Annotated in this window: 15 protein-coding genes; 12 read left to right on the top strand and 3 right to left on the bottom strand. The window is 39.1% G+C overall.

What is annotated here, in order from left to right; genetic code table 11:
• Positions 1–5: 5 nt before the first annotated feature.
• From murG to GVK91_RS24740, 6 genes are all read left to right on the top strand, one after another.
• A complete protein-coding gene (murG, locus tag GVK91_RS24765) occupies positions 6–1,106 on the top strand; it encodes an undecaprenyldiphospho-muramoylpentapeptide beta-N-acetylglucosaminyltransferase (protein ID WP_153846548.1) in 1,101 nt (366 codons plus the stop codon).
• A 7-nt stretch (positions 1,107–1,113) separates the two neighbouring features.
• Positions 1,114–2,469, top strand: coding sequence for a UDP-N-acetylmuramate--L-alanine ligase (murC, locus tag GVK91_RS24760; protein ID WP_159731834.1), 1,356 nt, complete (start codon positions 1,114–1,116; stop codon positions 2,467–2,469).
• The gene (locus GVK91_RS24755; protein ID WP_153846550.1) at positions 2,462–3,298 is read left to right on the top strand and encodes a cell division protein FtsQ/DivIB; all 837 of its coding nucleotides are present in this window, start codon (positions 2,462–2,464) and stop codon (positions 3,296–3,298) included. Before murC ends, GVK91_RS24755 begins: the two co-directional genes overlap by 8 nt.
• 25 nt (positions 3,299–3,323) lie before the next feature.
• A complete protein-coding gene (gene ftsA, locus GVK91_RS24750) occupies positions 3,324–4,700 on the top strand; it encodes a cell division protein FtsA (RefSeq protein WP_070564959.1) in 1,377 nt (458 codons plus the stop codon).
• A 140-nt stretch (positions 4,701–4,840) separates the two neighbouring features.
• A complete protein-coding gene (ftsZ, locus tag GVK91_RS24745) occupies positions 4,841–6,538 on the top strand; it encodes a cell division protein FtsZ (RefSeq protein ID WP_153846551.1) in 1,698 nt (565 codons plus the stop codon).
• An 88-nt stretch (positions 6,539–6,626) separates the two neighbouring features.
• Complete coding sequence (locus GVK91_RS24740) at positions 6,627–7,769, top strand: sugar phosphate isomerase/epimerase (protein WP_153846552.1); 1,143 nt, start codon at positions 6,627–6,629, stop codon at positions 7,767–7,769.
• Between the two features lie 29 nt (positions 7,770–7,798).
• Here GVK91_RS24740 and GVK91_RS24735 read toward each other — a convergent pair whose 3' ends face one another.
• Positions 7,799–8,440 carry a response regulator transcription factor gene (locus GVK91_RS24735; RefSeq protein WP_120335355.1) on the bottom strand — a complete coding sequence of 214 codons (642 nt, stop codon included), beginning with the start codon at positions 8,438–8,440 and terminating at the stop codon, positions 7,799–7,801.
• 278 nt (positions 8,441–8,718) lie between these two features.
• On the opposite strand from GVK91_RS24735, the gene mscL reads away from it, so the two are divergent.
• The 5 genes from mscL (at position 8,719) to tsaB (ending at position 10,941) form a co-directional block, all read left to right on the top strand.
• A complete protein-coding gene (mscL, locus tag GVK91_RS24730) occupies positions 8,719–9,126 on the top strand; it encodes a large-conductance mechanosensitive channel protein MscL (protein ID WP_046673978.1) in 408 nt (135 codons plus the stop codon).
• A gap of 240 nt (positions 9,127–9,366) precedes the next feature.
• Positions 9,367–9,525, top strand: coding sequence for a 50S ribosomal protein L34 (gene rpmH / locus GVK91_RS24725; RefSeq protein ID WP_075991291.1), 159 nt, complete (start codon positions 9,367–9,369; stop codon positions 9,523–9,525).
• A gap of 60 nt (positions 9,526–9,585) precedes the next feature.
• Positions 9,586–10,002, top strand: a complete 417-nt coding sequence (locus tag GVK91_RS24720; RefSeq protein WP_159731832.1) for a ribonuclease P protein component — start codon at positions 9,586–9,588, stop codon at positions 10,000–10,002.
• Positions 9,965–10,219 (top strand): membrane protein insertion efficiency factor YidD, encoded by a 255-nt coding sequence (gene yidD / locus GVK91_RS24715; protein WP_159731830.1) that lies wholly within the window; start codon positions 9,965–9,967, stop codon positions 10,217–10,219. The genes GVK91_RS24720 and yidD overlap by 38 nt, the downstream gene beginning before the upstream one ends.
• A 14-nt stretch (positions 10,220–10,233) precedes the next feature.
• Positions 10,234–10,941, top strand: a complete 708-nt coding sequence (gene tsaB, locus GVK91_RS24710; protein WP_159731828.1) for a tRNA (adenosine(37)-N6)-threonylcarbamoyltransferase complex dimerization subunit type 1 TsaB — start codon at positions 10,234–10,236, stop codon at positions 10,939–10,941.
• Here tsaB and GVK91_RS24705 read toward each other — a convergent pair.
• The gene (locus tag GVK91_RS24705) at positions 10,936–11,841 is read right to left on the bottom strand and encodes a CorA family divalent cation transporter (protein WP_153846556.1); all 906 of its coding nucleotides are present in this window, start codon (positions 11,839–11,841) and stop codon (positions 10,936–10,938) included. The two genes, tsaB and GVK91_RS24705, sit on opposite strands and share 6 nt — an antisense overlap.
• Before the next feature lie 88 nt (positions 11,842–11,929).
• Positions 11,930–12,547, bottom strand: coding sequence for an OmpH family outer membrane protein (locus GVK91_RS24700; protein ID WP_088160428.1), 618 nt, complete (start codon positions 12,545–12,547; stop codon positions 11,930–11,932).
• A gap of 191 nt (positions 12,548–12,738) precedes the next feature.
• On the opposite strand from GVK91_RS24700, the gene gyrB reads away from it, so the two are divergent.
• Positions 12,739–14,697 (top strand): DNA topoisomerase (ATP-hydrolyzing) subunit B, encoded by a 1,959-nt coding sequence (gene gyrB, locus GVK91_RS24695; protein WP_153846557.1) that lies wholly within the window; start codon positions 12,739–12,741, stop codon positions 14,695–14,697.
• Positions 14,698–14,764: the final 67 nt, after the last annotated feature.

The following is a 14,764-nucleotide window of genomic DNA, read 5'->3' as shown; positions in this document are numbered from 1 at the left end:
TAAGCATGGCAATTCGCGTAATTATCAGTGGTGGTGGGACCGGAGGACATATCTTTCCGGCGATTTCAATCGCAAATGCGTTGAAGGCAATGGATCCTGCAAATGAAATTCTATTTGTGGGTGCCAATGGCCGGATGGAAATGGATAAAGTGCCGGCTGCAGGATATAAGATTGTTGGGCTTGATATTCAGGGAATAAATAGAAAGCAGCTGTGGAAGAATATCTTTTTGCCGTTTAAGCTTATGAAAAGTTTAAATAAAGCAAAAAGCATAATTAAAGATTTTAGACCAGATGTGGCTGTAGGTGTAGGTGGTTTTGCTTCTGGTCCATTATTAATGATGGCCAATAAGCTAGGGGTGCCTACAGTCGTGCAGGAACAAAATTCCTATGCGGGTGTAACCAACAAAAAAGTTGGCGCTAAGGCAGCAAAAATATGTGTGGCTTATGAGGGGATGGAGCAATTTTTTCCTGCTGAGAAAGTATTGCTCACGGGCAATCCAATAAGACGCGAGTCCATTGCGATAGCGGGAAAAAGAGAGGAGGCCGTAGCGTTCTTTGAGTTAGATACACATAAAAAGACAATTTTGGTGCTCGGAGGTAGTTTGGGGGCTAAAACATTAAATGAAAGTGTCGTTGCTTACCTCAATGAGCTGAAGGAAGAAGTGCAGGTGATTTGGCAATGCGGTAGTTTCTACGTTGAAAAGTTACGGGAAGAGTTAACAGGTCAGCTGCCCGACAATATTAAGATGTTGGCCTTTCTACAGCGTATGGACTATGCTTATGCTGCGGCAGATTTAATTATTAGCCGAGCTGGAGCTGGTACAATTTCCGAGCTCTGTGTAGTCGGGAAGCCTGTTATTCTTGTGCCTTCGCCTAATGTGGCCGAAGACCATCAGACCAAAAATGCTATGGCATTGGTCAATAAGGGGGCTGCGTTATTGGTTAAGGATAGTGATGCAAAAAAAGACCTGGTGCCTGCTGCTTTAACTTTATTAAAAGACGCAGCTCATGTCGCACAATTAAGTGAAAATATTAAAAAACTCGGTAAGTTGAATGCGGACGTGCAGATTGCCGAGGAGGTGTATAAATTGGTTAATAAAAAATAGACGAAGTATGAATCTAGATGCAATAAAACAAGTTTACTTGATCGGTATAGGTGGTATAGGCATGAGTGGTCTTGCGCGCTATTTTAAGCATTTGGGCTGTGAGGTGAATGGATATGACCGTACAGAAACTGAGCTGACTAAAACCTTAGTCAAGGAAGGAATCGCGATCTCATATCAGGATGATATCAATACGATTGATGCTATTTTTCACGTACCTACAGCGGAGACATTAGTCATTTTTACACCAGCCATTCCTAAAGATTCGAAGATTAAAGCTTTTTTGGAATCTCAAGGACATATACTATATAAGAGATCACAGGTTTTGGGGATCATTAGTGAGAGTAGATTTACGGTCGCTGTTGCCGGTACACATGGTAAAACGACAACTTCTACAATGGTTGCACATGTATTGAAAGATTCGGGTTACGACTGCTCTGCCTTCTTGGGCGGAATCAGTTCTAATTACGGTACCAATGTGTTTTATGGAAATAATAATACAGTTGTGGTGGAGGCTGACGAATTTGATCGTTCATTTCTGACACTTCACCCCAATATTGCAATAGTAACTTCTTCGGATGCTGATCATTTGGACATTTATGGAGATCGCAGCCATCTGCTCGAATCATTCCAATTGTTCTTGGATAAAGTAGTTGAAGGGGGAACACGTATTATAAAAAAAGGCCTCGAGTTTGCGGGGCAAATAAGTTATTCAGGCCATGAAATCGCTGATGCATATGCTTCCAATGTGCATGTACGCGACGGAGAGTTCTTTTTTGACTACCAAGATACCAACGGACGGATAGACGATATCCATTTAGGTATTCCTGGTACCCATAATGTTGAAAATGCGGTAGCTGCGATTGCAGTAGCCCGTTTACTTGGGATTGAAAATGAAGCGATCAAGAAAGCATTGACAACATTCAAAGGAGTGAAAAGAAGGTTTGAATATATTGTCCGTAAACCTGGAGCGGTGTATATTGATGACTATGCGCACCATCCAGAGGAACTGCGTGCATTTTTAACTTCGATGCGCAAATTGTATCCTACAAAAAAACTAAATGTGGTCTTTCAGCCGCATTTATTTACCCGTACGCGGGATTTTGTGGATGGTTTCGCAGAGGTATTGTCCATGGCAGACAATCTGTTGTTAATGGAAATTTATCCAGCACGGGAGCTTCCTATTGAAGGGATCAATTCGAGTTGGTTATTGGATAAAATTACGGCAGAGAAAAAACAGCTTGTAACAGCAGAAGAAGTCTTGGAATTCGCGCGCGATGAAAAGCCAGAACTGATTGTTACAGTTGGGGCAGGTGATATTGACAAATTGGTTAAACCGTTACAGACAATTTTAGAGCATGCTTAAAAAATTACGTAACATACAATGGAATCGTGTACTCTACTTTACGCTGTTTTTTATCGGCGTAATAGTTGTCGTCGTGATTATGACTATTGTGGGGAAACGTGATGAGCAGCAGGTTTGTAAAGATATCAAAATTGTCATTGAAGGCACGGAAGCTTTTATTGATCAGGCTGATATCTCCAAACTGATAGAACAAAACTATGGTAGTTTTGCGGGAAAGAAAGTCAATGGAATTCCCTTTCAAAAGATTGAAAAAACCTTGCGTAAATTACCTTATGTTTCCGATGCCAGTATACATGCCGATATGGATGGTACGATCAGAATTAATATTAGTCAGCGCGAGGCTGTCATGCGGGTCATCAACAAAAATGGAAAAGAATTTTATGTGGACCCCAATGGGTTGAAGATACCGACAACGTTGAAGTATATACCGCATATCATGGTTGCAACGGGTAACATCGCAGAAGGATATAATGAAGCACTGGATACCATATCAACGCCCTTGGTTAAAGATTTGGTGAAGGTTATTGAGTTTATCAAAAACGATGAATTATGGAGTAATCAAGTTGTGCAGATCTATGTCAACGGGGATAAGGATATTGAACTTGTGCCTCGTATAGGTACACAGCAGTTGATTGTTGGATCGGCAGATTCATTGGAACAAAAATTTGAATTATTAAAGACCTTTTATACGCAGATCATGCCAAAAGTGGGTATAAATGCTTACGGTGTTGTCAACGTAAAATATGGAGGTCAGATTATCTGTGAAAAGAGGGGAAACTGGAGTTTTTCAGATGATCAAACAAAAAAAGTAGCAAATAATACATTATAGTAATACAGCAACAATACAGGAAATTATGAACTCAAAGGCAGCAGAAATTGAAAGAGAAAACCCAATTATCGTGGGACTCGATATTGGTACTACCAAAATTTGTGTTACGGTTGGGAGACGTAGCTCAGGAAACAAAATTGAATTATTAGGTGTGGGCAAAGCTGACTCTGCAGGTGTAAGCAGGGGGGTGGTTGCTAATATCCAGAAAACTGTGGGGAGTATTTTAGAGGCTGTTGAGATAGCCGAAGCACAGTCCAATGTGGATATTAAAGTGGTGAATGTGGGAATTGCTGGCCAACACATCAAAAGTATTCAACACCGTGGAATATTTACCAAAACTGATGGTGATGATGAAATCATTCGACGCGATATCGAACGACTGATTTCGGATATGTATAAACTGGTACTGCCTCCAGGAGAAGAAATTATACATGTTTTACCACAGGAGTTTACGGTAGATAACGAACCCGGTATTCGCGAACCAATCGGTATGGCTGGTCGCCGTATTGAAGCAAACTTCCATATTATATCGGGACGTGTAACAGATATTAAAAATATCAAGAAATGTATTGATAATTCCAATCTGGAAGTTGCTGAATTGATTCTCGAACCTTTAGCGTCTTCTGAAGCTGTATTGGATGAAGACGAAAAAAATGCTGGCGTTGTATTAGTGGATATCGGTGGTGGAACCACAGATGTTGCCATCTTCCATGAAGGAATTATTCGTCACACTGCTGTGATTCCTTTAGGCGGTAATATTGTAACGGAAGATATCCGTCAGGGATGTTCTGTTTTGCGTTCTCAGGCTGAATTGTTGAAAACTCGTTTCGGATCGGCTCTAGCTGATGAAAATAAAGAAAATGAGGTGATTTGTGTGCCAGGATTGAAAGGTCGTGAACCAAAGGAAATTTCCGTGAAAAATTTGGCTTATATTATTCAAGCTAGAATGGAAGAAATTATTGAGCACGTGTACTATGAAATCAAATCTTCAGGATATGAAAATAAACTGATCGGTGGTATTGTTATTACCGGTGGTGGTGCTCAATTAAAGCATTTGGTACAACTTGTTGAGTATATTACTGGAATAGATTGCCGTATCGGATTTCCGAATGAATATCTTTCTAAGAATGAGGTTTTACCAAAACCGTTGTTTGAAGAATTGAAAAGTCCTTTGTATGCAACAAGTATTGGCTTGTTGATTAAGGGAATTCAATCCCATGAGGAAGAAGAAGATAGCCGTAGAGAAATGCACGCCCCATCGAAAAAAGTGCAGGCTGCTACGGTGACAACAAAAGAGGTTTCTGAACAACAACAAAAAGAGCAAGGATTATTGTCATGGTTCAAACGTTTTATCAAAGACGGTAACGAAATCGATGACGCAAGTTTTTTAGATAAGAAGTAAGTTTTCCACAATAGTTGAAGTTTTCCACAATTTAACAAATGTGGAAAACTTTTGTTGAAATTATATTATTATTACATTACATATAGTGGGTTTGATTCGTTTTGATATCATCTTCATTGTAAGTTAAATAGGGATAAGTTATGTCAATACAGTTTGAAATGTTAAAAGAACAATCTTCAATAATCAAGGTTATTGGGGTTGGTGGTGGTGGCGGCAATGCCGTAAACCACATGTATAAACAAGGAATTAGTGGGGTAGATTTTATCGTGTGTAATACTGATGCGCAAGCATTGGAATTGAGCCCGATCCCAAATAAAGTTCAATTGGGAATAAGTCTAACCGAAGGTATGGGAGCAGGAGCAGATCCTGATGTAGGTGAAAATTCAGCGATCGAAAGTATTGAAGATATCAAACGCATGTTGGGTACCAATACGAAGATGTTGTTTATTACCGCTGGTATGGGGGGTGGTACCGGTACTGGAGCGAGCCCCGTTTTGGCTAAAGCCGCTAAGGAATTGGGTATTCTTACTGTTGCAATCATAACTACACCGTTTACATTCGAAGGTAAACGCCGTCGTTCTCAAGCGGAGGAAGGGCTTTCGGAATTACGTAAATATGTAGACTCTTATCTTGTTATTTCTAACGATCGTTTGCGTGAAATCTTCGGAAATTTAACCATGACCGCGGCTTTCGCAAAAGCAGATGATATTTTGACTACTGCTGCAAAAGGTATTGCCGAAATTATTACTATCCCTGGTTATGTAAACGTCGATTTTAAAGATGTGCGTACCGTTATGAATGATAGCGGTGTTGCTATTATGGGTAACGCAATAGCTGAAGGTGAAGATCGTGCATTACGTGCTGTAGAGGGAGCCTTGGCTTCACCATTGTTGAAAGACAATGAGATTGAAGGCGCTCGTTATATCTTGTTAAATATTACTTCTGGAACGAAAGAAGTAACCATGGATGAGGTAGCGATCATTACGGATTACATTCAGGAAAAAGCTGGTCTATCAGCAGATTTGATCTGGGGTAACTGTATTGACGAGAACTTTGAGGATGAGCTGTCAGTAACAATTATTGCAACTGGTTTTCAAACTTCTGAAGAACGCGATAAAGAACGTGAAAATACAAAGGTGTCTATGCCCTTAACAGCTGAACCGGCTAATTCTTTTATTAAACCTGTTTCTCAGGTAGCACCAAGAGAAGTTCCAGCTACGAATAGTTTCGTAACTCCGGTTCAACGTGTGGATACACCAGTCCCTTCTTCAAATACGCCAACTCCGAATAATTTGCAATCTGATTTGTTCACTTCACCAAGAAATGCTGTGCAACAACAGGTGGCTGTTGAGGAACCTCAAGTTATACGTCATGATTTAGGTTTTGATGGTGGTTATGAAGAGGAAACTTCATTTGGAGACAGTGATTTTCAATTGAAAACCTCACCATCTGTGTTTCAATTCCAGATGCCAACAGTTTTTGATTCTTATGCAGCCCCTTCTGCATCGGGATATGAGGAGAAACCTACCTTTTCATCAAGTACAACAAATGAGCAAGTAGAAGTTCCTCAGGTGGAAGAAGAGCAGGTTTCGTTTGAAGATCAGCTGGTTCGTACGAAAGAGCGTATCTTGCGTCTTAAAGAATTGAGCATGAAACTAAAATCTTCTAATGGTCTACATGAGTTGGAAAATGAGCCTGCTTATAAGAGAAAACAAATGTCATTGGAAGATACACCGCATTCTTCACAATCTCAGGTGTCTCGTTTTACACTTTCTTTTGAAGATGGAAATACTGAAATCAGACCGAACAATTCTTTTCTACATGATAATGTAGACTAGTTGATTCACCATAAAATAACAAAAAGCCATCCAATCGGATGGCTTTTTTAGTATCTTTAAATACCGAAATAAGACAATTATACAAGCTATGACGACAAAATTAAATAACCCTGTATGGGTAATGAGTTCTGCATTTGATAAATTATCCTTACCGGAGTTGATTCAGACAACCAAAAGAATCGGAGCGGGGGGGATAGACCTTTGTGTGTTTAGAAAAGATGGTACCCGAGAAGATCATACCGCAACACATTTGGATTATGATGATTTCACTCCTGCAAAAGCAAGGGAAATCATTGAGCTGTTCAATCAGGCTGATTTAAAACTTTCGCTTGGTGCTTTTGAAAATATGATTGGTGGTGATCCTGAGCAACGTGTGAAGAATCAAAATCATTTATTGAAATTGATCCGTATTGCACATTTGCTTGGTGGTGATGCAAATAACGTCAAGGTAGGAACATTCGTTGGGTATAATCACGAATTGGGTAATCAAATTGATGGATTTCAAAAAAATCTTGAAGAATATAAGCGTGTATTTGCCCCCATTGTTAATTATGCAGAGAGTTTAGGCGTAACCATCCTCTATGAGAACTGCCCAATGGAAGGATGGCGCTCATCACGTTATAGCTCTACCTATAACAATCTTCCCGCTGTGCTGGCCGCTCGTAAATTAATGTATGCGATGATTCCGAGTAAAGCTCATGGTGAGATTTATGATCCTTCACATGATGTTTGGCAAAATACAAATCCGATTGAGGTTATTCGTAATACAGACATCAGCCGCTTACAGCGTATACATGTGAAGACTACACGTAATTTACAGACCGCTGCACGTATTGATTGGGGTGGAATGTACCCTATGCAGCATGTTGATGCTGAATTGGCTAAAAAGGCCAACGTAAGTATTCCTGGGCATGACTGGGATAGACATCACTATGAAGCAATGTTACCGGGCTTTGGTGGATCCGATAGTATGGATTGGCGCGGCTTTGTTGACTTATTGCAAGAACGTGGTTTCAGTGGTCCCTTTGAGATCGAAAACGAAGCTAAGAATTCGAAAGATACAGGTGATTTTTCTGCAACGGTTCAGGGATTTACGACGTGCCTCAACTTTTTAGCGCCGATGTTATGGGATTTAGAAGCAGAGGTGGGGTATTCTTATAAGAAATCTCAACCTTTAAAAGACCTGAACGTAAAAGATGTTCCAGTTGTTACTATTGATGAGTTAATTTAGTAGGATAAAAATGCACTCCAACAAAATGACTAGTTGTTGGAGTGTATTCTGAAGAGTTCAATAAGTTCAGGAATATTAGAAACATTGAGCTTTTCAAAGATTCTGCTTTTATAGGTGCTCACTGTTGAAGGGCTTAACTCCAACAAGCTAGATACTTCAATAATCCCCAGTCCCTTTATCAATTGCTTAGCAACGTCCACCTCTCTATTTGACAAACGTGCCAAGGGATTTAGTTTCGTCAGTTCAGACTTGCTCTGTGTCAATTTCTGAATATATAGATCCTGTACATTGCTCGACATGTACTTCCCTCTATCCTGAATAGCCAGAATAGCATTGGAAAGTTCAGCCATAGCTGTTGTTTTGTTGAGGTAGCCTACTGCTCCTGCTTCGATATAGCGTAGCGCATATAGTGATTCGTCATAAGACGAGAAAATCAAAATTTTGATGCTCGGTCGAATTTGAAGGATCTCCTCAACGACGCGTATATTATTTCCTCCCGGCATATTAATGTCCAGCAATAATAGGTCAAAATCCTCTACCTTTATTTTTTCAAGAACCTCGTCAAAGGTTTCAGCTTGGAATATTTCTGCCTTTTGAAGAGTTTCTTTAATAATAACGGAGGCTCCTAACCGTACAATACCGTGGTCGTCTGCTATAAGAATCTTTTTCATAGATATGCTATCTGATGCTGGGCTTTAATTACCGTATGAAATAAAGTACTAACAATATACAATATATCTTGATATTTTACTAGTTAACGCGCAAATATAAGAAATTAAGTTAATAAAAATTGGGGTGGGGCGAGTTGCGTGTTTTTTTTATATAAATAGGATATATGCTAGAAAATATAGCACAATATGAGTTTAACGATAAAAAATTAGCATATTTTAATTAGATTTATGTGACAATTATTAGTTTTGTCATAATTCATGGACTAAAAAAATTAAATATGGGATTTTTAAAAGAGTTTAAAGAGTTTGCAATGCGCGGTAGCGTAGTAGATCTAGCTGTCGGTGTTGTCATTGGTGGAGCTTTTGGTAAAATTGTCACCTCATTGGTTGATGATATTATCATGCCACCCATTGGTTATTTAACAGGTGGTGTTGATTTTTCCTCCAAAAAATTGATCTTGAAGGCTGCTGATGAAGCTACTAAACAAGCTGAAGTATCTATTAATTATGGAAACTTTATTAATGTGGTTATTCAATTTTTAATTGTAGCATTCTGTATTTTTTGTGTTATTAAGGCTTTAAATTCATTGAAACGTAAAGAGGAGGCAGCTCCGGCGGCACCTGCAGCACCAACCAAAGAAGAAACGCTTTTGACTGAGATCAGGGATATTCTGAAAAATAAATAGTGTAAGGTATATACTTTATTTATAAAAAACAGCACAGTCGAACTGTGCTGTTTTTTTATTTTGTGGTAATTGAAAAATTGTTTTTTGAAGCTGTAGCTGAATAAATTAGCTTGTCCGCGTCACATTAACTTTAAATGTTCGTAATATTGTTTGTTTTTGTCTAAAATAAACTTTACTTTTGCATTCCTCTTGGGGAGTTTTGTATTAATTGAAGTAAGAACAAATTAGCATAATAGCGTCATGAAAAGAACATTTCAGCCATCGCAAAGAAAGAGAAGAAACAAACACGGTTTTAGAGAGCGTATGAGCTCTGCAAACGGTAGAAGAGTATTAGCTTCACGTAGAGCTAAAGGTAGAAAACGTCTTACAGTGTCTGACGAATACCGTCACAAAGGTTAATCTTTGACAAGGATCGGTGGCCGCTTATAAGAACTTTTTCTAATAAGATTAAGTCATCGTATGAGAAATACATTTACAAAAGAAGAACGGTTATGTGCGAAAAGGCGTATTGATGCGCTTTTTAAAAGCGGTTCTTCTTTTGTCTTGTATCCGTTTAGAGTTGTTTTTATCTTCGAGAAAAACAACTTGACTGACGATATTCCCTCCAGTCAGTCTATCATTTCCGTATCCAAACGTAGGTTCAAAAGAGCAGTTGATCGCAATTCAATTAAGCGAATGATGCGTGAAAGTTACCGTTTACAAAAATCGAATGATTTGATTCCGTTTTTGTTGAAACATAATGTAACTTTGTATTTAGCTATTCAATATGTAGGCAAGCAGATCTTAGCGTATGATGTGTTTAGCACCGCAATGAATAAAATGCTGAAAAAATTGCAGAATGAATGTGCTGAAGCTTATTTGGAAAAAGGGGATTAGACCCTTGTTTAGTTTTATTTTCTTGGCTATTATTCGTTTCTATCAAGTTTTTATCTCACCATTTTTAGGCGCCAATTGTAGATATACGCCTACCTGTTCTCAGTATGGTAAGGAAGCTATTCTGAAATATGGTCCTTTTAAAGGTGGCTGGATGGCTTTGAAACGAATTGGGCGTTGCAACCCTTGGGGTGGCCATGGGCATGATCCTGTACCTTGATTTCTATAACGACGATGAATAATTTAATTTTACAAATTGATACGTCAACCACTGTATGTTCGGTTGCCTTGAGTGAAAATGGTCAAACGTTGCAAGTTATCGATCTCGATGAACAGAATGCTCATGCGGCTAAATTGACTATTTTGATTGAGGAAATTCTCAAACAGACAGGCCGAAAGATGCAGGATTTGAGCGCTGTTGCGGTGAGTATGGGGCCTGGCTCGTATACTGGCTTGCGTATAGGGGTATCTACGGCCAAAGGTCTTTGTTATGCCTTAGATATACCTTTAATCGCTATTAATACGTTAGAAGCGTTGTTTTTAGGGTATAAAGGGCAATTCGGTTTAACAGAAGATGAAGCTTATCTTCCTATGCTCGATGCCCGTCGGATGGAAGTCTATACAGCAGTTTATAATCATGATGCTACGTTGGTGAGAGCAACATCTGCAGAGATCATCGATGTTGATTATTTCAATGAATTATTGCTGAACTACCATCGTGTCCATTTGTTTGGTTCGGGAGCCGATAAATTCGAAGATTTGTTCAGCACAACGGATCACGTGGATGTGTTGAGCGGATTTAATGTTTCCGCGGCTTTTCTATCGACGTTGGCTTTTGATAAATTTCAGCGCAGAGAGTTTGAGGATGTCGCTTATTTCGAGCCATTCTATCTTAAAGATTTTGTGGTTACCACGGCAAAGAAAAAGGTTGGCTTATTATAGCCAGCCTTTTCTTTTGAACCACAAATAAATCGCAAGGGATATGGCGACCATGATCCCCATGGCTACCGGATATCCATAGTACCATTCTAATTCGGGCATATTTTTGAAATTCATTCCATAAATTCCTGCCACAAAAGTGATTGGCATAAAAAATACGGAGAAAATTGTCAGGATACGCATAATCTCATTGGTGTGATTAGACGAGATGTTGAAATACACATTAAGCAGCTGTGCTACATTTTCCGATAAGTTTTCGTACAAGGTTGATGTCCGGACCTGCAGATCTTTTAAATCCCGGGTGTACACATCCTTTTTGGAGGATGAATGAAAATGCTCAACAACCTCCTTGTAGAGAAAGATGACCTTTCGTGCAACATCAATCTGCCTTTTTATAAAATAGAGATTTTTCAGTATTGGCTGTTGCTTCATGCGTTTCAGAAAAATCAATTCTTCGTATGCATCGATGCGTGTTGAAAGTTGCTCTAACGTTTGGCTAAAGGTAAATACAGCTGCAGTCGTGATAAATACAGCCAGTTTACGGCTGTTTTTTGTCTTGATGGACGTAAATTCAATGTTCTTAAGTTTTTCTAAAAATTCAATACGACGTTTGTGTACAGTAATCACAAAATCGCTTCCGTAGAAGATGGTCAGGCGGTCGGTGATTTCTCCGATGCTGTCTGAATTTTCCTTGAAATTGTCCGACATGACACGAAGAATAACAAAGGTATAATTCTCAAATTCTTCAATTTTCGGTAGATGTTCTGGTTCTTTGGAATCCTTGATCGAAGCTTCATTCAAATTGAAGCGCTCTTTAATGAAGGTGAAGTCTTCTGAGGTTGGCTCAGCTATATCTATCCATTCGTAGTTTGCGATTTCCTTTTCAACAATCGTTCTGACCATAAATCTAATTTTAGTAAGGACAAGATAAGAAAGAAAATAAAAAAAGCCATCAACGGAGTCGATGGCTTTCCTAAATTATTATGATCTTCTATTTGTTTGAAGATTTATATTCTTCGTTTAACTGTTTGATTACTTCATTAGTGATTTCCAAAGATGGGTCAGCATACAATACAGTTGGGTTGCTTTTTGAATAGGTAAGCACCAGTTTGTAGCCATTTTCTGCAGCATGTTTTTTCAGGAATTCGGTAATTTTATTATAAACATTGTTGAACTCTTCAGACTCGTCTTTTGCAATAGAGGAAGAAGCTGTTTGGTCTAAACGTGCAAGCTCATCTTGTTTACGCGCTAGTTTTTGTTCAGTAGCTTGTCGATCAGGAGCAGACATTGTAGCTGCATTTTTTTGATATTCGGCAACTTCACGTTGGAATGCAGTACTTTTAGATTGCAGATCCGTTTGTGCTTTCTTTACTTTGTTTTCAAGCTTCGATTTAATGTCCTTAAAATATTGATATTTTTCAGAAAGTGAATCCGAGTTTAAATAGACGATTTTATCTTTGTTACTTCCCTGGCTCTCCTTGCTTACGGTATTGGAATCATTTTTTGCAGGTTCGTTTGTTGTTTTTGCACCTTGGTTACATGATGCAATAGTTCCAACCAATAAAAGGCCAAAGGAAACTTTCGATACAATTGAAAATATAGTGTTCATTTTTTTGTTATTTGCAAATTATTACTGAAAACAAACCTAACATAAAAAAATCGAAATTCTAGTTTTTAGTAATAAAAAAGTAAAATTATCCTGTGTATTATAATTCGGAATATAGGTGCAATACTTGTTCACGGACTTGATAAATCGGCCAAAATTTCGTATTTTTGAATATTACATTTAAGAGGTTTTCAATGAGCGAAGAAAATAAGAATGCATCCACCTATTCGGCCGATAATATTCAGGTATTAGAGGGTTTAGAGGCGGTTCGTAAGCGTCCATCCATGTATATCGGTGACACCGGTGTAAAAGGATTGCACCATTTGGTATACGAGGTTGTTGATAATTCAATCGATGAAGCTGTAGCGGGATATTGTACAGATATCTTTGTTACTATCCATAAAGATAACTCGATTTCTGTCCGCGATAACGGTCGGGGTATTCCTACAGGGATCAACAAAAAAGAGAATAAATCAGCCTTAGAGCTTGTAATGACAGTATTGCACGCCGGAGGTAAATTTGATAAAGATACATACAAGGTTTCTGGTGGTCTGCATGGTGTTGGGGTTTCCTGTGTGAATGCGCTGTCTACCCTTTTGAAGGCCGAGGTTCATCGTGATGGAAAGATCTATCAGCAGGAGTACCAAATTGGTAAGCCCTTGTATGATGTGAAAGAAGTTGGTGTTTCGGATAAGACGGGTACTATTGTAACGTTCCATCCAGATGCGACGATTTTCACGCAGACTACGGTTTATAATTACGATACATTGGCAAATCGTCTTCGTGAGCTTGCATTTTTAAATAAAGGTGTAAACTTGACCTTGAATGATGAGCGTGATACAAATGAGGACGGTTCTGAAAAGAAAGAAACATTCTATTCGGAAGGTGGTCTGAAAGAGTTTGTGAAATTTTTAGATGGTAACCGTCAGTCGTTGATTCCTGAACCTATCTATGTTGAAGGCGTAAAACAAGGTATCCCTGTTGAACTGGCTTTACAATATAACGATACGTATTCGGAGAATGTCCATTCATATGTGAATAACATCAATACGATTGAAGGTGGCGCTCACGTTGCAGGATTCCGTCGTGGTTTGACACGTACCTTGAAAGCGTATGCGGACAAGTCTGGTTTGCTTAAAAACTTGAAAGTGGAAATTACTGGCGATGACTTCCGTGAAGGATTGACAGCCGTAATTTCGGTGAAGGTTGCAGAACCTCAATTTGAGGGACAAACCAAAACTAAATTAGGTAACTCTGAGGTGATGGGGGCTGTAGATGTTGCTGTTGGTGAGATCTTAGGTGTTTATCTGGAAGAGAATCCACGCGAAGCAAAATCTATTGTTCAAAAGGTTGTCATTGCAGCTCAAGCACGTGCTGCTGCACGTAAAGCCCGTGATTTGGTCCAACGTAAAACCGTTATGGGTGGCTCTGGACTTCCAGGTAAATTAGCCGACTGTCAAGACAACGATCCTACGAAATGTGAGATCTATTTTGTCGAGGGGGATTCTGCGGGTGGTACTGCCAAGTCTGGTCGTGATAGAAAGTATCAAGCAATCATGCCTTTACGAGGTAAGATTCTGAACGTCGAAAAAGCGATGGAACATAAGATCTACGAAAATGAGGAGATCAAAAATATGTTTACAGCTTTGGGGGTGAGTGTAGGTACTGCCGAAGATGCTAAGGCACTGAATATTGAAAAATTACGTTATCACCGCATCATCATCATGACCGATGCCGATGTGGATGGGTCCCACATTACAACATTGATCTTGACGTTCTATTTCAGATACATGAAGGAACTGATCGAGAGAGGATATGTATATATCGCTACACCGCCGCTATACTTAGTGAAAAAAGGAAAAGAGCATGAGTACGCTTGGAATGAAGACCAACGTATCAATGCGATTCAACGTTTGAAAGGATCAGGTAAAGAGGATAGCGTACACGTACAACGGTATAAAGGTCTTGGAGAGATGAATGCTGAACAGTTATGGGATACAACCATGAACCCTGAAACGCGTACTTTAAGACAGGTGACGATTGAAAACGCTGCGGAATGTGACCGTATCTTCTCGATGTTGATGGGGGATGAAGTTGCTCCGCGTCGTGAATTTATCGAGAAAAATGCACGCTATGCTAAAATTGATATTTAATTGATCTGATCATAAAAGAATAAAAAAGCCTGATGAAATTTTTCATCAGGCTTTTTTTATTCTTTTA

This window comes from Sphingobacterium sp. 18053 (genome assembly GCF_902706145.1).
Classification (GTDB): domain Bacteria; phylum Bacteroidota; class Bacteroidia; order Sphingobacteriales; family Sphingobacteriaceae; genus Sphingobacterium; species Sphingobacterium paramultivorum.
Note: the sequence above shows the minus strand (reverse complement) of the source record. Positions and strands in the feature narration are given on the sequence as shown.